The 19213-nt window shown below is 61.8% G+C and carries 31 protein-coding genes; all 31 read right to left on the bottom strand.

Annotated elements, in window-relative coordinates; translation table 11 throughout:
* Positions 1-221: 221 nt before the first annotated feature.
* Complete coding sequence (gene rplQ / locus HH110_RS17905) at positions 222-608, bottom strand: 50S ribosomal protein L17 (RefSeq protein ID WP_123728453.1); 387 nt, start codon at positions 606-608, stop codon at positions 222-224.
* A 201-nt stretch (positions 609-809) separates the two neighbouring features.
* Positions 810-1808 carry a DNA-directed RNA polymerase subunit alpha gene (gene rpoA / locus HH110_RS17900; protein ID WP_176990880.1) on the bottom strand — a complete coding sequence of 333 codons (999 nt, stop codon included), beginning with the start codon at positions 1806-1808 and terminating at the stop codon, positions 810-812.
* Positions 1809-1862: 54 nt separating this feature from the next.
* Positions 1863-2492, bottom strand: coding sequence for a 30S ribosomal protein S4 (gene rpsD, locus HH110_RS17895; protein WP_019186164.1), 630 nt, complete (start codon positions 2490-2492; stop codon positions 1863-1865).
* Between the two features lie 14 nt (positions 2493-2506).
* Complete coding sequence (gene rpsK, locus HH110_RS17890) at positions 2507-2896, bottom strand: 30S ribosomal protein S11 (RefSeq protein ID WP_017355427.1); 390 nt, start codon at positions 2894-2896, stop codon at positions 2507-2509.
* Positions 2897-2908: 12 nt separating this feature from the next.
* The gene (rpsM, locus tag HH110_RS17885; RefSeq protein WP_019186163.1) at positions 2909-3265 is read right to left on the bottom strand and encodes a 30S ribosomal protein S13; all 357 of its coding nucleotides are present in this window, start codon (positions 3263-3265) and stop codon (positions 2909-2911) included.
* Positions 3266-3610: 345 nt separating this feature from the next.
* On the bottom strand, positions 3611-4966 hold the full coding sequence (gene secY, locus HH110_RS17880; RefSeq protein WP_176990879.1) for a preprotein translocase subunit SecY: 1356 nt from the start codon (positions 4964-4966) through the stop codon (positions 3611-3613).
* Between the two features lie 3 nt (positions 4967-4969).
* Complete coding sequence (gene rplO / locus HH110_RS17875) at positions 4970-5413, bottom strand: 50S ribosomal protein L15 (RefSeq protein ID WP_019186161.1); 444 nt, start codon at positions 5411-5413, stop codon at positions 4970-4972.
* A gap of 4 nt (positions 5414-5417) precedes the next feature.
* A complete protein-coding gene (gene rpmD, locus HH110_RS17870; RefSeq protein WP_176990878.1) occupies positions 5418-5609 on the bottom strand; it encodes a 50S ribosomal protein L30 in 192 nt (63 codons plus the stop codon).
* A complete protein-coding gene (gene rpsE / locus HH110_RS17865; RefSeq protein WP_121042884.1) occupies positions 5602-6141 on the bottom strand; it encodes a 30S ribosomal protein S5 in 540 nt (179 codons plus the stop codon). The genes rpmD and rpsE overlap by 8 nt, the downstream gene beginning before the upstream one ends.
* A gap of 158 nt (positions 6142-6299) precedes the next feature.
* Complete coding sequence (rplR, locus tag HH110_RS17860) at positions 6300-6653, bottom strand: 50S ribosomal protein L18 (RefSeq protein WP_121042882.1); 354 nt, start codon at positions 6651-6653, stop codon at positions 6300-6302.
* A gap of 32 nt (positions 6654-6685) precedes the next feature.
* The gene (gene rplF / locus HH110_RS17855; protein ID WP_176990877.1) at positions 6686-7213 is read right to left on the bottom strand and encodes a 50S ribosomal protein L6; all 528 of its coding nucleotides are present in this window, start codon (positions 7211-7213) and stop codon (positions 6686-6688) included.
* A gap of 18 nt (positions 7214-7231) precedes the next feature.
* Positions 7232-7630, bottom strand: a complete 399-nt coding sequence (rpsH, locus tag HH110_RS17850; protein WP_019186156.1) for a 30S ribosomal protein S8 — start codon at positions 7628-7630, stop codon at positions 7232-7234.
* Positions 7631-7871: 241 nt separating this feature from the next.
* Positions 7872-8177, bottom strand: a complete 306-nt coding sequence (rpsN, locus tag HH110_RS17845; RefSeq protein ID WP_121042878.1) for a 30S ribosomal protein S14 — start codon at positions 8175-8177, stop codon at positions 7872-7874.
* 18 nt (positions 8178-8195) lie between these two features.
* The gene (gene rplE, locus HH110_RS17840; RefSeq protein WP_176990876.1) at positions 8196-8738 is read right to left on the bottom strand and encodes a 50S ribosomal protein L5; all 543 of its coding nucleotides are present in this window, start codon (positions 8736-8738) and stop codon (positions 8196-8198) included.
* A gap of 10 nt (positions 8739-8748) precedes the next feature.
* A complete protein-coding gene (rplX, locus tag HH110_RS17835) occupies positions 8749-9066 on the bottom strand; it encodes a 50S ribosomal protein L24 (protein WP_017355416.1) in 318 nt (105 codons plus the stop codon).
* A gap of 16 nt (positions 9067-9082) precedes the next feature.
* Positions 9083-9451, bottom strand: a complete 369-nt coding sequence (rplN, locus tag HH110_RS17830) for a 50S ribosomal protein L14 (protein WP_038690286.1) — start codon at positions 9449-9451, stop codon at positions 9083-9085.
* Positions 9452-9464: 13 nt separating this feature from the next.
* Positions 9465-9734 carry a 30S ribosomal protein S17 gene (gene rpsQ / locus HH110_RS17825; RefSeq protein WP_176990875.1) on the bottom strand — a complete coding sequence of 90 codons (270 nt, stop codon included), beginning with the start codon at positions 9732-9734 and terminating at the stop codon, positions 9465-9467.
* Between the two features lie 11 nt (positions 9735-9745).
* On the bottom strand, positions 9746-9931 hold the full coding sequence (gene rpmC, locus HH110_RS17820; protein WP_019186151.1) for a 50S ribosomal protein L29: 186 nt from the start codon (positions 9929-9931) through the stop codon (positions 9746-9748).
* The gene (gene rplP / locus HH110_RS17815) at positions 9931-10344 is read right to left on the bottom strand and encodes a 50S ribosomal protein L16 (protein WP_019186150.1); all 414 of its coding nucleotides are present in this window, start codon (positions 10342-10344) and stop codon (positions 9931-9933) included. Before rplP ends, rpmC begins: the two co-directional genes overlap by 1 nt.
* Positions 10345-10349: 5 nt before the next feature.
* Positions 10350-11084 carry a 30S ribosomal protein S3 gene (gene rpsC / locus HH110_RS17810; protein WP_121042874.1) on the bottom strand — a complete coding sequence of 245 codons (735 nt, stop codon included), beginning with the start codon at positions 11082-11084 and terminating at the stop codon, positions 10350-10352.
* Positions 11085-11101: 17 nt separating this feature from the next.
* Positions 11102-11437: a 50S ribosomal protein L22 gene (gene rplV / locus HH110_RS17805; RefSeq protein WP_176990874.1), complete on the bottom strand. Its 336-nt coding sequence runs from the start codon at positions 11435-11437 to the stop codon at positions 11102-11104.
* A 12-nt stretch (positions 11438-11449) separates the two neighbouring features.
* The gene (rpsS, locus tag HH110_RS17800) at positions 11450-11719 is read right to left on the bottom strand and encodes a 30S ribosomal protein S19 (RefSeq protein WP_019186148.1); all 270 of its coding nucleotides are present in this window, start codon (positions 11717-11719) and stop codon (positions 11450-11452) included.
* Between the two features lie 6 nt (positions 11720-11725).
* On the bottom strand, positions 11726-12553 hold the full coding sequence (gene rplB / locus HH110_RS17795; RefSeq protein WP_017355408.1) for a 50S ribosomal protein L2: 828 nt from the start codon (positions 12551-12553) through the stop codon (positions 11726-11728).
* A gap of 10 nt (positions 12554-12563) precedes the next feature.
* Entirely contained in the window at positions 12564-12863 is a 300-nt protein-coding gene (gene rplW, locus HH110_RS17790) for a 50S ribosomal protein L23 (protein WP_019186147.1), read from the bottom strand.
* On the bottom strand, positions 12860-13465 hold the full coding sequence (gene rplD / locus HH110_RS17785) for a 50S ribosomal protein L4 (RefSeq protein WP_128095571.1): 606 nt from the start codon (positions 13463-13465) through the stop codon (positions 12860-12862). The genes rplW and rplD overlap by 4 nt, the downstream gene beginning before the upstream one ends.
* Before the next feature lie 12 nt (positions 13466-13477).
* Entirely contained in the window at positions 13478-14128 is a 651-nt protein-coding gene (gene rplC / locus HH110_RS17780) for a 50S ribosomal protein L3 (protein WP_019186145.1), read from the bottom strand.
* An 11-nt stretch (positions 14129-14139) separates the two neighbouring features.
* Entirely contained in the window at positions 14140-14451 is a 312-nt protein-coding gene (rpsJ, locus tag HH110_RS17775; RefSeq protein WP_010341589.1) for a 30S ribosomal protein S10, read from the bottom strand.
* A gap of 333 nt (positions 14452-14784) precedes the next feature.
* Positions 14785-15975: an elongation factor Tu gene (gene tuf / locus HH110_RS17770; protein ID WP_152153932.1), complete on the bottom strand. Its 1191-nt coding sequence runs from the start codon at positions 15973-15975 to the stop codon at positions 14785-14787.
* Between the two features lie 53 nt (positions 15976-16028).
* A complete protein-coding gene (gene fusA, locus HH110_RS17765; protein ID WP_176990873.1) occupies positions 16029-18170 on the bottom strand; it encodes an elongation factor G in 2142 nt (713 codons plus the stop codon).
* Positions 18171-18306: 136 nt separating this feature from the next.
* Positions 18307-18774 (bottom strand): 30S ribosomal protein S7, encoded by a 468-nt coding sequence (rpsG, locus tag HH110_RS17760; protein ID WP_019186122.1) that lies wholly within the window; start codon positions 18772-18774, stop codon positions 18307-18309.
* Between the two features lie 12 nt (positions 18775-18786).
* Positions 18787-19161, bottom strand: coding sequence for a 30S ribosomal protein S12 (rpsL, locus tag HH110_RS17755; protein WP_017356008.1), 375 nt, complete (start codon positions 19159-19161; stop codon positions 18787-18789).
* Positions 19162-19213 lie beyond the last annotated feature (52 nt).

Raw genomic sequence — 19213 nt, 5'->3', positions numbered from 1 at the left:
ATGGATGGCGCGACATGAGCCTCCATGGACGGATTCACGGCGTGTCCCGCCAACCCACCCGCGCCGACGCCCCCCGCATCGCTCGCGGCACCATGCGGTTGCGGTTGCGGTTGCGGTTGCGGTTGCCGTTGCCGTTGCCGTCGCGATGATCCAACCCCCAGAAACGGAAAAACCCGGCACAAGGCCGGGTTCTTCACCGAATTACGGGTGTAGCTCGAAGATTACTCTTCGACGGCTTCAGCCACGGCAGCCGGACGATCGACCAGCTCCACGTAAGCCATCGGCGCATTGTCGCCAGCGCGGAAACCGCACTTCAGCAGACGCAGGTAACCGCCCGGACGGGTCGCGTAACGCGGGCCCAGGGTGGTGAACAGATTGCCCACAGCCTCGTTGTCGCGCAGGCGAGCGAACGCCAGACGACGGTTGGCAACCGAATCAACCTTGGCCAGGGTGATCAGCGGCTCGGCAACGCGGCGCAGTTCCTTGGCCTTCGGCAGGGTGGTCTTGATCAGCTCGTGCTTGAACAGCGACGCAGCCATGTTCTTGAACATCGCTTCGCGATGGGCGCTGGTACGGTTGAACTTACGACCGGACTTCATATGACGCATGACGGTGATTCCTGAAGTGAATGTTGGATCGGTTGGGTATCGCTGTCGCCATCCTGGCGTTGCTGCTTGGACTGCGGATGGTCCGGTGCCAGCCGTCCTGGCTGGCCGTCACCGCAGGCTATCGACCTGTCGGTGCGGGGTGTTGCGGGTGAAGCCCCCGCACCCGAAGGTGCGGGGTCAAGCATCTTGCGTAGCGCTGGATCAGCCGAGCATGCCGTGCTGGGCGACACCGGCCGGCGGCCAGTTCTCCAGCTTCATGCCGAGCGAAAGACCGCGCTGTGCGAGGACTTCCTTGATCTCGGTCAGCGACTTCTTGCCGAGGTTCGGGGTCTTGAGCAGCTCCACTTCGGTCTTCTGGATCAGATCGCCGATGTAATAGATGCTCTCTGCCTTGAGGCAGTTGGCCGAACGCACGGTCAGTTCCAGGTCGTCGATCGGGCGCAGCAGCACCGGATCCACGCCGTTGTTGGCCGGCTTGGCTGCACCGCGGTCGCGGTGGGTGAAGTCACCGAAGACCGACAGCTGATCGCTGAGGATGTCGGCGGCAGTGCGCACGGCTTCCTCGGCATCGATCGTGGCGTTGGTTTCGATGTCCAGCACCAGCTTGTCCAGATCGGTACGCTGTTCAACGCGGGCCGCTTCCACCGAATAGGCGACGCGACGGACCGGCGAGAACGAGGCGTCCAGAACCAGACGGCCGATGGCACGGGTTTCTTCATCCGGACGACGACGAGCAGCAGCCGGCTGATAGCCGAAACCGCGCTCGACCTTCAGACGCATGTTGATCGCCACATCCTTGGTGAGATGGCAGATCACATGATCCGGATTGAGGATCTCGGTGTTATGGTCGATCTTGATATCGGCAGCGGTCACGACACCCGGACCCTGCTTGGACAGCGACAGCGTAGCGTTGTCACCGGTATGCATGCGGATGGCCACATCCTTCAGGTTGAGCAGGACTTCCAGCACGTCCTCCTGCAAGCCTTCAAGCGTGGTGTACTCGTGCAGTACGCCATCGATTTCCACTTCGGTGATGGCGAAGCCCGGGATGGACGACAGCAGCACGCGACGCAGGGCGTTGCCCAGCGTATGCCCGTAACCACGCTCCAAGGGTTCGATGACGACCTTGGCGCGGGTATCGGTAAGGCGTTCGATCTGCGGACCGCGAGGACGCAGAACCTGGTTGGCGGTAACCGTCATGTTGCGGGTTCTCCTGCGAACCTCCGGTGTGACCCGGAGGTTCTCCAATGTGAATTACTTCGAATACAACTCGACGATCAGCGCTTCGTTGATATCCGCAGGCAGGTCCGAACGATCCGGCACGGCCTTGAAGATGCCGGCGAACTTGCCGGAATCCACTTCAACCCACGACGGACGCAGGTCATGCGTGGCAGACACGGTCAGGGCTTCCTGGACGCGCAGCTGCTTGGCAGCCTTCTCGGACAGAGCGACGGCGTCGCCAGCCTTGACCTGGTACGAAGCCAGGTTGACCGACTTGCCGTTCACGGTGACACCGCGGTGCGAGACCAGCTGACGGGCAGCCGGACGGGTCACTGCGAAGCCCATGCGGTAAACGACGTTGTCAAGACGGGTTTCCAGCAACTGCAGCAGGTTCTCGCCGGTGTTGCCCTTCTTGGTCGAGGCCTTCTTGTAGTAGTTGCGGAACTGACGCTCCAGCAGACCGTAGATACGCTTGACCTTCTGCTTTTCACGCAGCTGGGTAGCGTAGTCGGACAGCTTGCCCTTACGGGCAGTGGCGCCGTGCTGGCCGGGCTTCTGCTCCAGCTTGCACTTGGAGTCCAGCGCGCGCGCCGGGCTCTTGAGGGAAAGGTCGGCGCCTTCGCGGCGGGCGAGCTTACAGGTAGGACCGATATAACGAGCCATTTCTTATCGCTCCTTTAGACGCGACGCTTCTTCGGCGGACGGCACCCGTTGTGCGGGATTGGCGTCACGTCGATGATGTTGGTGATCTTGTAGCCCACGTTGTTCAGCGAGCGCACGGCCGACTCACGACCCGGACCCGGGCCCTTGATGCGGACTTCCAGGGACTTGACGCCGTAGTCGAGCGCGGCACGGCCGGCCTTCTCGGCAGCCACCTGGGCAGCGAACGGGGTGGACTTACGCGAACCGCGGAAGCCAGCGCCACCGGAGGTCGCCCACGACAGAGCATTGCCCTGACGGTCGGTGATGGTCACGATGGTGTTGTTGAAAGAAGCGTGGACGTGGGCGACGCCGTCAGTGACGACGCGCTTGATCTTCTTCTTGGTCTTAGCGACGGGCTTAGCCATTTCTTAGGTCCCTTACTTCCTGATCGCCTTGCGCGGGCCCTTGCGGGTGCGGGCGTTGGTACGGGTGCGCTGGCCACGAAGCGGCAGACCGCGACGGTGACGCAGACCGCGGTAGCAGCCCAGATCCATCAGGCGCTTGATCGCGATACCGATTTCACGGCGCAGATCGCCTTCCACGATGTACTTGCCGACTTCGAGACGCAGACGCTCGATTTCCGGCTCCGACAGATCGCGGATCTTGGTGGTCGAGGTCACGCCTGCGGCGTCGCAGACCTTCTTCGAACGGGTACGGCCGATGCCGTAAATGCTTTGCAACCCGACCCAGACGTGCTTCTGGGCTGGCAGGTTGACGCCTGCAATACGCGCCATGACGCGGTTCTCCAGCTGAGTGATGGCCGACAGCGCACCAAGGGCGCGCCAATCCGGCAGGATGGATCAAAAAAGTGAACTTGCGATTCTATCAAGGTCTCGGTTTACTTTGAAGCCCGTGGAACCTGGCGGTTCCATGGACCCGGCGTGGGGAGTGTGCCCATGCTCCGGCGCCGGATGTCGTTGACTGCAGAGGTTGCCCTCGCCGTCGCCTGCGCTACTCCCGCGCAGGACCACCACATCACACCCCCACCCGAAACCGCTGCAGGGGCCGCCCTTCGATTTGGAAGGCCAGTCCGGGAACCGGAGGGCCTTCGCAACAAGAAGACTAGTGTAACAGGTCAATCAGCCGCGGGCAAAACCGCCGCGGTTGCCGCCCTTCAGGTTGGCCTTCTTCAACAGGCTCTCATACTGGTGCGACATCAGGTGCGCCTGGATCTGGGCAATGAAGTCCATCACCACCACCACCACGATCAGCAGCGAGGTGCCGCCGAAGTAGAACGAGGCGCCGAGCTGGGTGCGCAGGATTTCCGGCAGCAGGCAGACGATCACCAGGTACAGCGAACCGGCCGCGGTCAGGCGGGTCAGCACTGCATCCACGTAGTCGGCGGTGGCCTTGCCCGGACGGATGCCCGGAATCAGCGCGCCCGACTTCTTCAGGTTGTCGGCGGTTTCCTGCGAGTTGAACACCAGCGCGGTGTAGAAGAACGCGAAACCACTGATCAGCGCGGCAAACACGATCATGTGCAGCGGCTCGCCCGGCCCGAGGGCATTGGCGACCTTCTGCAGCCACGTGGCCGAACTGGCCTGGCCGGACCACATGGCCAGCGTCGTCGGGAATGCCAGGATGCTCGAGGCGAAGATGGCCGGGATCACGCCCGCCATGTTCAGCTTCAGCGGCAGGAACGAGGTCTGGTTCATGTACGCGTTGCGGCCACCCTGGCGACGTGCGTAGTTCACCGTGATGCGGCGTTGGCCGCGCTCGACGAACACCACGAAGTAGGTGAAGGCCAGCACCACCAGCACGATCAGCAGCAGGGCGATGAAGCTCATGTTGCCGTCGCGGTAGGCTTCCACGGTGTGGATGACCGCGCCCGGCAGGCCAGCGACGATGCCGGCGAAGATGATCAGCGACACACCGTTGCCGATGCCGCGCTCGGTCACCTGCTCACCGACCCACATCAGGAAGATGGTACCGGCGGTCAGCGCGACGATGGCGGTGAGCACGAAGCCCATGCCCGGTGCGTAGACGACCGGAGCACCGCCCGGGGACACCTGGTTCTGCAGCGCCAGCGCGATGCTGCCGCCCTGCACCACCGCCAGGAACACGGCGCCGATGCGGGAATATTGGGTGATCTTGCGACGACCCGACTCACCTTCCTTCTGCATCGACTTCAATGCCGGGAAGATGTGGACCGCCAGCTGCATCACGATGGATGCCGAGATGTACGGCATCACGTTCAGCGCGAAAATGCTGAAACGGTGCAGGGCGCCGCCCGAGAACATGTTGAACATGTCCACGATGCCGCCGCCCTGCGCCTGCATGAGCGCAAGCATGGCATCGGGATTGACGCCAGGCACCGGCACATAACAGCCGATGCGGTAGACGATCAATGCCCCGATGACGAACAGCAGTCGCTGGCGGAGTTCCGTGAACTTGCCGAGCCCGCCGCCGAGGTTACCAATGCCAGCTTGCGCCATGTCTTACTCCTGTACGCTGCCGCCGGCAGCTTCGATCGCGGCCTTGGCACTGGCCGTTGCAGCGACGCCCTTCAGGGTGAAGGCCTTGGTCAGGTCACCCTTCATGACGATCTTGGCACGCTTAGCGGTGCTCGGGACCAGCTTGGCAGCGCGCAGCGCGGCAAAGTCGATCTCGCCAGCTTCCAGACGCTCAAGCTGGTAGGACAGCACTTCAGCAGTGTCCTTGGCGATCTTGGAACGGAAACCGACCTTCGGCAGACGACGCTGCATGGGGGTCTGGCCGCCTTCGAAGCCCGCCTTGATCTTGCCGCCACCCTTACGGGCGAACGAACCCTTGTGGCCGCGGCCGCAGGTCTTGCCCAGGCCGGAGCCGATACCACGGCCCACGCGGGTGCGCTCTTTGCGCGCGCCCGGTGCCGGGCTCAGTTCATTGAGATGCATGGTCATTGGATTATTCCTCAACCTTGACGAGGTAGTGGACCTTGTTGATCAGACCGCGAACCTGCGGGCTGTCCTTCAGTTCACTTACGCTATTGAGCTTGCCGAGGCCAAGCGCCTTCACCGACAGGCGGTGACGTGCCTGGGCGCCGCGCAGGCCGCCAACCAGACGGACCTTGATGGTCTTGGTGGTGTCATTAGCCATGGTTGAGATCCTCCACCTTCTTGCCGCGCTTGGCCGCGATGCGGGCCGGCGACTGCATTTCGCTCAGACCCTTCAGCGTGGCGCGAACCAGGTTGATCGGGTTGCGCGAGCCGACGGCCTTGGCCAGCACGTTCTTGACGCCAACGGCTTCCAGGACGGCGCGCATGGCACCACCGGCGATCACACCGGTACCTTCGGAGGCCGGCATCATGAACACGCGGGCTGCGCCGTGGCCGGACTTCACCGGGTGCCACAACGTGCCGTTGTTCAGATCGACATTGGCCAGGTTCTTGCGAGCCTGTTCCATCGACTTCTGGATGGCGACCGGCACTTCGCGCGCCTTGCCGTAACCGAAACCGACCTTGCCTGCGCCGTCACCGACCACGGTCAGTGCGGTGAAGGTGAACTGGCGACCGCCCTTGACGGTCTTGCTGACGCGGTTGACCGCGACCAGCTTCTCGATCATGCCGTCGTCGACTTTCTCTTCGCGGCGATCGCGATCGCGACCCCGCTGCTGACGTTCTTCTGCCATGTTGATTCCTTGATTGATTGAGTATGTACGGCTCAGGGCCGCTTATAGCTGTGAGATGGAGCGGTGATTCGAGAGCCCCTGCAGAAGAAGGACGTCGCCCGGCGCAACCCGCGCCGGCAGGCAGGCGGAAGCGGGGACCAGCCCCGCTTCCTTATCCCTTAGAACTGCAGGCCGCCTTCGCGGGCTGCATCAGCCAGTGCCTTGATGCGACCGTGGTAGCGGTAGCCCGAGCGGTCGAAAGCGACCTTCTCGATGCCCGCAGCCTTGGCGCGCTCGGCGACCAGCTTGCCGACCTTGGTGGCGGCGTCGCTGTTCTTGCCGTTCTTCAGGCCTTCCTTGACGTCGGCCTGGGTGGTGTTGGCCGAAGCCAGCACCTTGGAGCCATCGGCGGTGAAGACCTGGGCGTACAGGTGCTGGCCGGTGCGCAGCACCGACAGGCGCGGCACGCCGAGCACACGGATGTGTGCACGGGTCGACTTGGCACGACGCAGACGAGCGATGTTCTTGTTCATGATCTTTTTCCTTGGAAAGCTGAGGGCCTGAATTAGGCCTTCTTGGCTTCCTTACGAATGATGACTTCGCCGGCGTACTTCACACCCTTGCCCTTGTAGGGCTCCGGCGGACGGAAGCCACGGATCTTGGCGGCAACTTCGCCAACGCGCTGCTTGTCGGTGCCCTGGACCAGCACTTCGGTCTGGGTCGGGGTCGAGATGGTGATGCCTTCCGGCGCCACGAACAGGACCGGATGCGAGAACCCGAGCGACAGGTTCAGATCCTTGCCCTGCATGGCGGCACGGTAACCGACGCCGACCAGCTCAAGCTTGCGCTCGAAGCCTTCGGTGACGCCCTTGACCATGTTGGCCAGGATGGCGCGCACGGTGCCGGTGAGGGCGACCAGCGAGGCATCGTTGGCGGCCAGGGTGGCAACGCCGTTGTCGACAGTGATTTCAACGCCAGCAACCTTGACAAGCGACAGGGTGCCCTTCGGGCCCTTCACGCTGACGGATTCCGGCTGGATGTTCAGTTCAACGCCCTTGGGCAGGTTGACTGGCTTCTTGGCTACGCGGGACATAGTTGGTTCCTTCTCGCCTTAGGCCACGAAGCACAGGACTTCGCCGCCGACGCCCAACTGGCGCGCCTGCGCATCAGTCATGATGCCCTTGGAGGTGGAGATGATGGAGATACCCAGGCCGTTGAGGACCTTCGGCAGCTCGGACTTGCCACGGTACTGGCGCAGACCCGAACGCGAGAAGCGCTTCAGGGTCTCGATGACCGGCTTGCCCTCGAAATACTTCAGGACGATTTCAAGCTCGGCCTTGTTGTTCTCGATCTTGGTCACGCGCAGATCGGTGATGTAGCCTTCGGCCTTCAACACCTCTGCGATTGCCACCTTGATCTTGGACGACGGTGCTTTCACCGTCTGCTTGCCAACCGCGGCCGCATTCTTGATGCGTACCAGCAGGTCGGCGATGGGATCAGTCATGCTCATAGTCGATACCTTTGAGTGCACCGATATCCGCTTTCGCGAAAATCTTGTGTCTACCTGGAATGGGCCAGGGCCCGTCTTCACACACTGCTCACGCCTTGCGGGCGAGCAAGACGCGGGAGTATACGGCAAAAAGAGCCCGACTTGCGTCGGGCTCCCTTAATCCGGGATCAGAGCCGGAAAACCGGCCCCTCTCCCCTGCCCTGCGCCGTGAAGGCGCCGGGCAGTTGAAGGGACGAATCCCTTACCAGCTGGCCTTGCGCAGGCCCGGCACGTCACCACGCATGGTGGCTTCGCGCAGCTTGTTGCGGCCCAGGCCGAACTTGCTGTACACGCCACGCGGGCGGCCCGAGAGCTCGCAACGGTTGCGGTGACGGCTCGGCGACGAATCGCGCGGCAGCTTCTGCAGCTTGATGACGGCCTCGGCCTTTTCGTCGTACGACGCGGTCGCGCTGGAGATGATCTTCTTCAGCTCTTCACGCTTGCCGGCGTACTTGACGGCCAGCTTCGCACGCTTGAGGTCGCGGTTGACCATGGAGGTCTTTGCCATTTCGGATTCCTCGACGTATCAGTTACGGAACGGGAACTTGAACGCTGCGAGCAGCGCCTTCGCTTCCGCATCGGTCTTGGCGGTGGTGGTGATGGCGATATCCATGCCGCGGATCGCGTCGACAGCGTCGAAGTCGATTTCCGGGAAGATGATCTGTTCCTTCACACCCATGTTGAAGTTGCCACGACCGTCGAAGGAACGACCCGAGACACCACGGAAGTCGCGCACGCGCGGCAACGAGATGTTGATCAGACGGTCCATGAACTCGTACATCTTTTCACGACGCAGCGTGGTCTTGCAGCCGATCGGCCAACCATCGCGGATCTTGAACGATGCCACCGAGACGCGGGACTTGGTCACGATCGGCTTCTGACCGGAGACCTTGGCCATGTCGGCGACGGCATTTTCCAGGATCTTCTTGTTCGTGGCTGCTTCGCCGACACCCATGTTCAGGGTGACCTTGACCAGCTTCGGAACCTGCATCGGATTGGTGTAGCCGAACTGCTTCATCAGCGCCGGCACCACTTCTTCCTTGTAAAACTTTTCGAGACGGGTATTCATCAGCGCATCCTCAGGCGTCGAGCGCCTCACCGCTGGAGCGGAACACACGCAGTTTGCGTCCATCCTCCAGCACCTTGAAACCAACGCGTTCGCCCTTGCCCGAAGCCGGGTTCAGCACATTCACGTTGGAGATATGGATCGACGCTTCACGCTCGACCACGCCGCCGGCAACGCCTGCCTGCGGGTTCGGCTTGGTGTGGCGCTTGACGATGTTCACGTTGGCGACGATCACACGATCGCCGTCGACGCGGACGACTTCGCCCTGCTTGCCCTTGTCCTTGCCGGTGTTGACGACGACCTGGTCGCCCTTCTTGATACGGTTAGCCATGATTATCTCCTGTCGCTCACAGCACTTCGGGAGCGAGCGAGACGATCTTCATGAACTTCTCGGTACGAAGTTCACGCGTCACCGGTCCGAAGATGCGGGTGCCGATCGGCTCTTGCTTGTTGTTGAGCAGGACCGCAGCGTTGGCGTCGAAACGGATCAGCGAACCGTCGGCGCGACGCACACCCTTGCGGGTACGCACCACGACGGCGTCGAACACTTCACCCTTCTTGACCTTGCCGCGCGGGATCGCATCCTTCACGGTGACCTTGATGATGTCACCGATGTGGGCGTAGCGACGCTTGGAGCCGCCCAGCACCTTGATGCACATCACTTCCTTGGCACCGGAATTGTCCGCGACCTCGAGGTAGCTCTGCATCTGGATCATGATTCAGATCTCCTTATTGAGCCGCACGCGTGATGACTTCCACCACGCGCCAGTTCTTGGTCTTGGACATCGGAGCAATCTCGGTCACGCGGACGACATCACCTTCGTTGCAGGTGTTGTCGGCGTCGTGTGCATGGAGCTTGGTCGAACGCTTGATGTACTTGCCGTACAGGGCGTGCTTGACCAGGCGTTCCACCAGCACGGTGACCGTCTTGTCCATCTTGTTGCTGACGACACGGCCTTCGACCGTACGCAGCGTTTTGTTTTCAGTATTTTCGCTCATCGCGGCCATCCTTACTTGGTGCTGCCGAGCAGGGTCTTGACGCGAGCAATCTCGCGGCGAACCCGGCGGGTTTCGTGGGTCTTCGGCAGCTGGCCAGTGACCTGCTGCATACGGAGCGAGAACTGCTCCTTACGCAGGTCGATCAGGTGGCTCTTCAGGTCGTCAGCCGACTTTTCGCGAAGTTGTTTGATATCCATCAGAGCACCGTCCGGGTCACGAAAGTGGTGGTCACGGAGAGCTTGGCGGCAGCCAGGCGGAACGCCTCACGTGCCACGTCTTCCGCGACGCCTTCGATTTCATAGATCATGCGGCCGGGCTGGATCTGGGCTACCCAGTACTCCACGTTGCCCTTACCAGAACCCATTCGGACTTCGATGGGCTTCTTGGTGATCGGCTTGTCGGGGAACACTCGGATCCACATCTTGCCGCCGCGCTTGACGTAGCGGCTGATCGAGCGGCGGGCCGCTTCGATCTGACGCGCGGTCAGCTGACCATGAGCGGTTGCCTTCAGGCCGTATTCGCCGAAGCTGACAGCGTTGCCGCTCCAGCTCAGACCATCGTTACGGCCCTTGTGTACCTTGCGGTATTTGGTTCGCTTGGGTTGCAACATTGTCGTTACCTCGCTTCACGAGCCGGGCGCGACGGACGGTCACCGCGGTCGCCGCGATCGTTACGATCGTTGCGCGGGGAGTCGTCCTGCTTTTCCTGGCCAACCTGGGAGAAATCGAAGACTTCGCCCTTGTAGATCCAGACCTTGATGCCGATGATGCCGTAGGTCGTCTTGGCTTCAGCGAAGCCATAGTCGATGTCGGCACGCAGCGTATGCAGCGGCACGCGGCCTTCGCGGTACCACTCCGAACGGGCGATTTCCGCGCCATTCAAGCGGCCACCGACGTTGACCTTGATGCCCAGGGCACCGAGGCGCATCGCATTGCCGACCGAACGCTTCATCGCGCGGCGGAACATGATGCGACGCTCCAGCTGCTGCGCGATCGACTCGGCAACCAGCTGTGCGTCCAGCTCGGGTTTACGCACTTCGGTGACGTTGATGTGCGCCGGGACGCCCATCATTTCGCTCACTTCCTTGCGCAGCTTCTCGATGTCCTCACCGCGCTTGCCGATCACCACGCCCGGACGGGCGGTGTGGATCGTCACGCGAGCGGTCTTTGCCGGACGCTCGATCAGGATCTTGCTGATGCCGGCCTGCGCAAGCTTCTTGCGCAGCATTTCCCGCACCTTCAGGTCGGCTGCCAGATAACCAGCGAACTCGGCCTTGTTGGCGTACCACTTGGAGTTCCAGTCCTTGGAAATGCCGAGGCGGATACCAATCGGATGAACTTTATGACCCATGGTGTTTTCCTTTCCGCTTACTTGCCGGCGCCCACAACCACAGTGATGTGGCTGGTGCGCTTGAGGATGCGGGTGCCGCGGCCTTTCGCCCGCGCCATGAAACGCTTCAGGGTCGGACCTTCATCTACCATGATGGTCTGTACCTTCAGCTCGTCGACGTCGGCGCCCTGGTTGTTCTCGGCGTTTGCAATAGCCGACTCCACCACCTTCTTGATCAGGTGGGCAGCCTTCTTGTGCGAGAACTTCAGCAGGTTGACCGCACGCTCGGCCGGCAGGCCACGCACCTGGTCAGCGACCAGGCGGGCTTTCTGCGCAGAGATGCGCGCGGAGCGCAGGATTGCTTTCGCTTCCATTGTCATCTCTCCTTACTTGCCCGACTTCTTGTCACCACCGTGACCCTTGAAGGTCCGGGTGATGGCAAATTCGCCGAGCTTGTGGCCGACCATGTTCTCGTTGACGAGCACCGGAACGTGGTTCTTACCGTTATGAACGGCGATGGTGACGCCTACCATTTCCGGCAGGATCATCGAACGGCGCGACCAGGTCTTGATCGGCTTCTTGCTACCCGCAGCGGCTTCCACCTTCTTGATGAGGTGGTGATCGACAAACGGGCCCTTCTTGAGTGAACGTGCCATGGTCGATTAGCCCCTACGATCGCGGACGATGAATTGCTGGGTGCGCTTGTTATGGCGCGTCTTGTAACCCTTGGTCGGGACACCCCACGGGGTGACCGGATGCGGGTTGCCCTGGCCGGCCTTCGCCTCACCACCACCGTGCGGATGGTCAACCGGGTTCATGGCAGCACCACGAACGGTCGGGCGGACACCGCGCCAGCGCTTCGCGCCAGCCTTGCCCAGCTTTTCCAGGTTGTGTTCGTCGTTGCCGACTTCACCGATGGTGGCGCGGCACTCGACCGGCACCTTACGCATTTCACCCGAGCGCAGGCGCAGGGTGGCGTAGATGCCTTCACGAGCGACGAGCTGCACGGCAGCGCCGGCGGCACGCGCGATCTGGGCACCCTTGCCCGGCTTCAGTTCGATACCGTGGACAGTGGTACCGACCGGGATGTTGCGCAGCGGCAGGGTGTTACCGGTCTTGATCGGCGCATCCGAACCCGCGATCACCTGGTCACCGGCCTTCAGGCCTTTCGGTGCGATGATGTAGCGGCGTTCGCCGTCGACGTAGCACAGCAGGGCGATATGGGCGGTGCGGTTCGGATCGTATTCGATGCGTTCCACGCGCGCCGGAATGCCTTCCTTGTTGCGCTTGAAGTCGATGACACGGTAGTGCTGCTTGTGACCACCACCCACGTGACGGGTGGTGATGCGGCCGTGGTGGTTACGACCACCGGACTTGCTCTGCGGCTCCAGCAGCGCAGCATGCGGCGCGCCTTTGTGCAGATCGGGCGTGACCACGCGCACGGCCGAACGACGGCCGGGAGAAGTGGGTTTGAATTTCATCAATGGCATGGGATGGACCTCAGGCCTTGGCCGTTACATCGATGGACTGGCCATCGGCGAGACGCACGTACGCCTTGCGCCAATCGCCGCGGCGGCCGGTGCGGTTACGGAAGGACTTGTTCTTGCCCTTCACGTTCAGCACGTTGACCGACTCGACCTTGACGTCGAACAGCTGCTCAACCGCGGCCTTTACATCGGCCTTGGTGGCTTCGTTCGAAACTTCGAAGACATACTGGTTGGAATGTTCCTGCAGGCGCGCGGTCTTTTCGGAGACTCGCGGAGCGCGCAGCACGCTGAAGACTTTTTCGTTGCTGCTCATGCCAGCCACTCCTCGACCTTCTTGACCGCATCAGCGGTGATGACGACCGTGTCGGCACCGACCAGCGACACCGGGTCCAGGCCCTGCACGTCACGCACTTCCACGTAGGGAATGTTGCGGGCCGACAGGTACAGGTGCTCGGAAGCATCTTCGGTGACGATCAGCGGACGCTTGCCCACTTCCAGGCCGGCCAGCTTGGCGATCAACGACTTGGTGTTGGTCGCTTCGACATCGAAGGACTCCACGATCGTCAGACGGCCCTGGCGGTTCAGCTCGGACAGGATCGCGCACATGGCTGCACGGTACTGCTTGCGGTTGACCTTCTGCTCGAAGCTGCGCGGCTTGGCCGCGAAGGTGACACCACCGCCGACGAAGATCGGAGCCGTCAGTGCGCCATGACGCGCGCCGCCGCCCTTCTGCTTCTTCGACTTCTTGGTGGTACCAGCCACTTCAGAGCGAGTCTTCTGTGCCTTGGTGCCGGCGCGACCGGCGTTGCGGTAAGCAACGACGACCTGGTGAACCAGATCTTCGCTGAAATCGCGACCGAACACGGCATCGGAGACCGAGACCTTGTTGTTGCTACCCGTGATAACGAGTTCCATCGTCATCTCTCCTTATGCCTTGCTAGCCGGACGAACGATCACGTCACCACCCGCTGCGCCCGGAACGGCACCACGGATTGCGATCAGACCACGTTCGACATCGACCTTCACCACTTCAAGGTTCTGGGTGCTCTGCTGCACCGAACCCATGTGGCCGGACATCTTCTTACCCGGGAAAACACGACCCGGCGTCTGGCGCTGGCCCAAGGAACCCGGCGCGCGATGCGACAGCGAGTTACCGTGGGTTGCATCGCCCATACGGAAGTTGTAGCGCTTGATGGTGCCCTGGAAGCCCTTACCCTTGGTGACACCCTGGACGTCGACCTTCTGGCCAACTTCAAAGATGTCCGCCTTGACTTCGCCGCCAACGGCGAAATCGCCGAGCTGCGCGTCTTCAACGCGGAATTCCCACAGGCCACGGCCCGCGTCGACCTTCGCCTTGGCGAAGTGACCGGCTTCCGGCTTGTTGACCAGGGCAGCGCGACGCGCGCCGACGGTCACCTGCACGGCGCTGTAGCCGTCAGCTTCGACGGTCTTGATCTGCGCGATGCGGTTCGGGGTAGCTTCAATCAGGGTTACCGGGATGGCCTGGCCATCTTCGGTGAACACGCGGCTCATGCCAGCCTTGCGGCCCACGAAGCCCAACGAATATTTCTTCGTCATGGTCGTAGTCCTCAGGTCAGCTTGATCTGAACGTCGACGCCGGCAGCCAGTTCGAGCTTCATCAGCGCGTCCACGGTCTTGTCGTTCGGGTCAACGATATCGAGCACGCGCTTATGCGTGCGGGTCTCGTACTGGTCACGCGCGTCTTTGTCGACGTGCGGCGAGACGAGAATGGTGTAACGCTCGATCTTGGTCGGCAGGGGGATCGGGCCACGCACTTGCGCGCCGGTCCGCTTTGCCGTTTCTACGATCTCGCTGGCCGAACGGTCGATCAAACGATGATCGAACGCCTTCAGCCGAATCCGGATCTTTTGGTCCGCCATGACGGTGGGTTCCTTCGTTAAAAGAGCGACGGACAAGGCCTCTGGGTTGCCTTGTCCCATGAATATCCTGAATGCAGACGCCGCACATTCCTGCGCGGCGACAAGATCTTTCCGTAGACCTCAAAAATCGAGGCAGACCGGTCTCCCGATCTGCCCAGACAAAAAGTATAGCGCGCATACAAGTTGGCAGTCAACAGGGGTACTGTTGACAAAGCCTGAATGGCGCGACCCTTCCTGGTCTGGGGAACACGAGGAGCATCCTGCGCCTCTTTTCCCGTTTGGTTACACCCCGATGCCCTACCCAGGCAACATCGGGGCGCAGATTCTAGCAGATTACGCGATGATCTTGGAGACCACGCCGGCGCCGACGGTACGGCCGCCTTCGCGGATCGCGAAGCGCAGGCCTTCATCCATGGCGACCGGGTTGATCAGGGTGACAACCATCTTCACGTTGTCGCCCGGCATCACCATTTCCACACCTTCCGGCAGTTCGCAAGCGCCGGTGATGTCGGTGGTACGGAAGTAGAACTGCGGACGGTAGCCCTTGAAGAACGGGGTGTGACGGCCGCCTTCATCCTTGGACAGCACGTACACTTCGGCGTCGAAGGTGGTGTGCGGCTTGATCGAACCCGGCTTGGCCAGGACCTGGCCACGCTCGACGTCGTCACGCTTGGTGCCGCGCAGCAGCAGACCGGCGTTGTCGCCTGCCTGACCCTGGTCGAGCAGCTTGCGGAACATTTCCACGCCGGTGACGGTGGTCTTCTGGACCGGACGGATACCGACGATTTCGATTTCTTCGCCGACCTTGATCACGCCGCGCTCGATACGACCGGTCACCACGGTGCCGCGGCCCGAGATCGAGAACACGTCTTCCACCGGCATCAGGAACGGCTTGTCGATGTCGCGTTCCGGGGTCGGGATCCAGCTGTCGAGAGCCTCGACCAGCTTGATCACGGCCGGCACGCCGATCTCGCTCTGGTCGCCTTCCAGCGCCAGGCGGGCCGAACCCGAGATGATCGGGGTGTCGTCGCCCGGGAAGTCGTACTTGCTCAGCAGCTCGCGGACTTCCATTTCAACCAGTTCCAGCAGCTCGGCGTCATCGACCATGTCTGCCTTGTTCAGGAAGACGACGATGTACGGCACGCCGACCTGACGCGAGAGCAGGATGTGCTCACGGGTCTGCGGCATCGGGCCGTCAGCAGCCGAACAGACCAGGATCGCGCCGTCCATCTGGGCAGCACCGGTGATCATGTTCTTGACGTAGTCAGCATGGCCCGGGCAATCGACGTGGGCGTAGTGACGTTCGGTGGATTCGTATTCGACGTGTGCGGTCGAGATCGTGATGCCACGTGCCTTTTCTTCCGGCGCGGCGTCGATCGAGGAGTAATCCTTGAACTCGCCACCGAAGCGCTCGGCACCGATCTTGGTCAGTGCAGCGGTCAGCGTGGTCTTGCCGTGATCGACGTGACCGATGGTGCCGACGTTGACGTGCGGCTTGGTGCGCTCGAACTTACCCTTTGCCATTGTTGTATACCTTGGATATCAGAAAAGAATGAGGTGGAGTCCTGAGCTTATGCTCAGGACTTCTTGACCACGGATTCGGCGATGTTCGACGGAGCCGGCTCGTAATGGTCGAATTCCATCGTGAACGTTGCACGACCCTGGGTCTGCGAACGCAGCGAGGTCGCGTAGCCGAACATTTCACCCAGCGGAATCATCGCATTGATGATTTCAGCCGAACCGTCACCGGTCACGCTCGAACCCTGCAGCATGCCGCGACGACGGCTGACGTCGCCCATCACGTCACCCTGATAGTCGCTCGGGGTCACGATCTCGACCTTCATGATCGGCTCCAGCAGGACCGGCTTGGCCTTGGAGAAGCCCTGCTTGAAGGCCATCGAGGCGGCCAGCTTGAACGCCATTTCCGAGGAGTCGACGTCGTGGTACGAGCCGAACACCAGCTTGACCTTGACGTCCACGACCGGGAAGCCCGCCAGCGGACCGCTGGTGATGGTTTCGCGCAGGCCCTTTTCGATCGACGGAATGAATTCCTTCGGAATCACGCCACCGGTGATGTCGTTGATGAACAGGAAGTCGTCCTTGATCAGCGGCCCGATCTTCGGGTCGGCACGATCTTCGGCGGTGATCGGCGACAGCTCGATCACGACGTGACCGTACTGACCCTTACCACCGGACTGCTTGGCGTGCTTGTAGTCCGACTTGACGTCCGCGGCCTGGATGGTTTCGCGGTACGCAACCTGCGGCTTGCCGACGTTGGCTTCAACGTTGAACTCGCGCTTCATGCGATCCACGATGATGTCCAGGTGCAGCTCGCCCATGCCCGAGATGATGGTCTGGCCGGATTCTTCGTCGGTCTTGACGCGGAACGACGGATCTTCCTGGGCCAGACGGCCGAGGGCCAGACCCATCTTTTCCTGGTCGGACTTGGTCTTCGGTTCGACGGCCATCGAGATGACCGGCTCCGGGAACACCATGCGCTCCAGGATGATCGGGTGGTCCTGCGAGCACAGGGTGTCACCGGTGGTGGTGTCCTTCAGACCCACCGCCGCGGCGATGTCACCGGCCAGCACTTCCTTGATCTCTTCGCGATCGTTGGAATGCATCTGCAGGATGCGGCCGATGCGCTCCTTCTTGCCCTTCACCGAGTTCAGCAGCTGGTCGCCGGCATTCAGCGTGCCCGAGTAGACACGGAAGAAGGTCAGCGCGCCGACGAACGGGTCGGTGATGATCTTGAAGGCCAGCGCCGAGAACGGTGCCTTGTCATCGGACTTGCGGCTCAGGGCGATGGTTTCATCGTCCACGTCGGTACCGGTCACGTCCGGGACGTCGATCGGCGACGGCAGCAGCTGCACCACGCCGTCCAGCATGGCCTGCACGCCCTTGTTCTTGAACGCCGAGCCGCAGTACATCGGCACGATGTCGGTGGCCAGGGTGCGCACGCGCAGGGCTTCGACGATCTCGGCCTCGGTCAGCTCTTCGCCGCCCAGGTACTTTTCCATCAGCTCTTCGCTGGCTTCAGCCGCGGCTTCGATCATGTAGGTGCGGGCCTCTTCGGCCTCCGCCTGCATGTCCGCCGGGATTTCCAGGTACTCGAACTTCATGCCCTGCGAGGCTTCATCCCAATGGATGGCCTTCATCTTGATCAGGTCGACCACGCCCTTGAAGTTGTCTTCGGCGCCGATCGGCAGCTGCATCGGCACCGCGACGGCACCCAGCTTGGCCTTCAGCTGGCCAACGACCTTGGTGAAGTTCGCGCCGGTGCGGTCCATCTTGTTGACGAACGCGATGCGCGGCACCTTGTAACGGTTGGCCTGGCGCCACACGGTTTCCGACTGCGGCTGCACGCCACCGACGGCGCACAGCACGAAGACGGCACCGTCGAGCACGCGCAGCGAGCGCTCCACTTCGATGGTGAAGTCGACGTGTCCGGGGGTGTCGATGATGTTGAAGCGGTGCTCCGGCAGGGACTTGTCCATGCCCTTCCAGAACGCAGTGGTGGCAGCGGACTGGATCGTGATGCCACGCTCCTGCTCCTGCTCCATCCAGTCCATGGTGGCAGCGCCGTCATGCACTTCACCGATCTTGTGGCTCTTGCCGGTGTAGAACAGGATGCGCTCGGACGTGGTGGTCTTGCCGGCATCGATGTGGGCCATGATGCCGAAATTGCGGTAACGCTCGATGGGAGTGGTGCGGGCCACGGGAGCCTCTCGATTTCTTGGAATTCGGATGGCCGAACGCCGCCTTTCGGCGGCCTTCGGATTGGCGCGACACCCCAGGTGCCGCGGGGCAGCACCTAGATGGTGCTGCCGTGCCTGTTTTGCAAGGCCGTCAAACTCACCAGCGGTAGTGGGCGAATGCCTTGTTGGCTTCGGCCATGCGGTGGGTTTCTTCGCGCTTCTTGATGGCGCCACCACGATTTTCCGAGGCGTCCAGCAGTTCGGCAGCCAGCTTCTTCGGCATGGTGTTCTCACCACGCTTGCGAGCCGAGTCGATCAGCCAACGCATGGCCAGGGCCATCTTGCGCGACGAACGCACTTCGACCGGCACCTGGTAGGTCGCACCACCGACACGGCGGGACTTGACTTCGACCGACGGAGCCACGTTTTCCAGAGCCTTCTGAACCAGCTCGACGGAATTCGGGTTCTTTTCGCCGATCACGTCCATGGCACCGTAGACGATCTTTTCAGCGACCGACTTCTTGCCGCTCAGCATCACCATATTGATGAAACGAGCGATGGTTTCACTTCCGTGCTTCGGATCCGGCAGGACAGAGCGCTGCGGCGTATTACCTTTACGAGACATGTGTACTTTCCCTTAGCTCTTCGGACGCTTGGCGCCGTACTTGGAACGGCCCTGGCGACGCTTGGCAACGCCGGAGGCGTCCAGCGAGCCACGCACGGTGTGGTAACGCACACCCGGCAGATCCTTGACGCGGCCGCCACGGATCAGGACCACGGAGTGTTCCTGCAGGTTGTGACCTTCGCCGCCGATGTAGCTAATCACTTCTTCCTGGTTGGTCAGGCGAACCTTGGCAACCTTGCGAAGCGCCGAGTTCGGCTTCTTCGGAGTGGTGGTGTACACGCGCGTGCAGACACCACGGCGCTGGGGGCACTTATCGAGAGCCGGAGAGGCACTCTTATAAGTGGTTGCCTGCCGCGGCTTGCGGACAAGCTGATTGATCGTCGCCATCAGTATGTTCTTCTGAGAGAGGCCAATGAAAAGACTGGCCATGAATGCGGAA

The organism is Stenotrophomonas sp. SAM-B (assembly GCF_013387485.1).
Classification (GTDB): Bacteria; Pseudomonadota; Gammaproteobacteria; order Xanthomonadales; family Xanthomonadaceae; genus Stenotrophomonas; species Stenotrophomonas maltophilia_AA.
The sequence above is the reverse complement of the archived record's forward strand: the minus strand, read 5'-3'. Positions and strand labels throughout refer to the sequence as shown.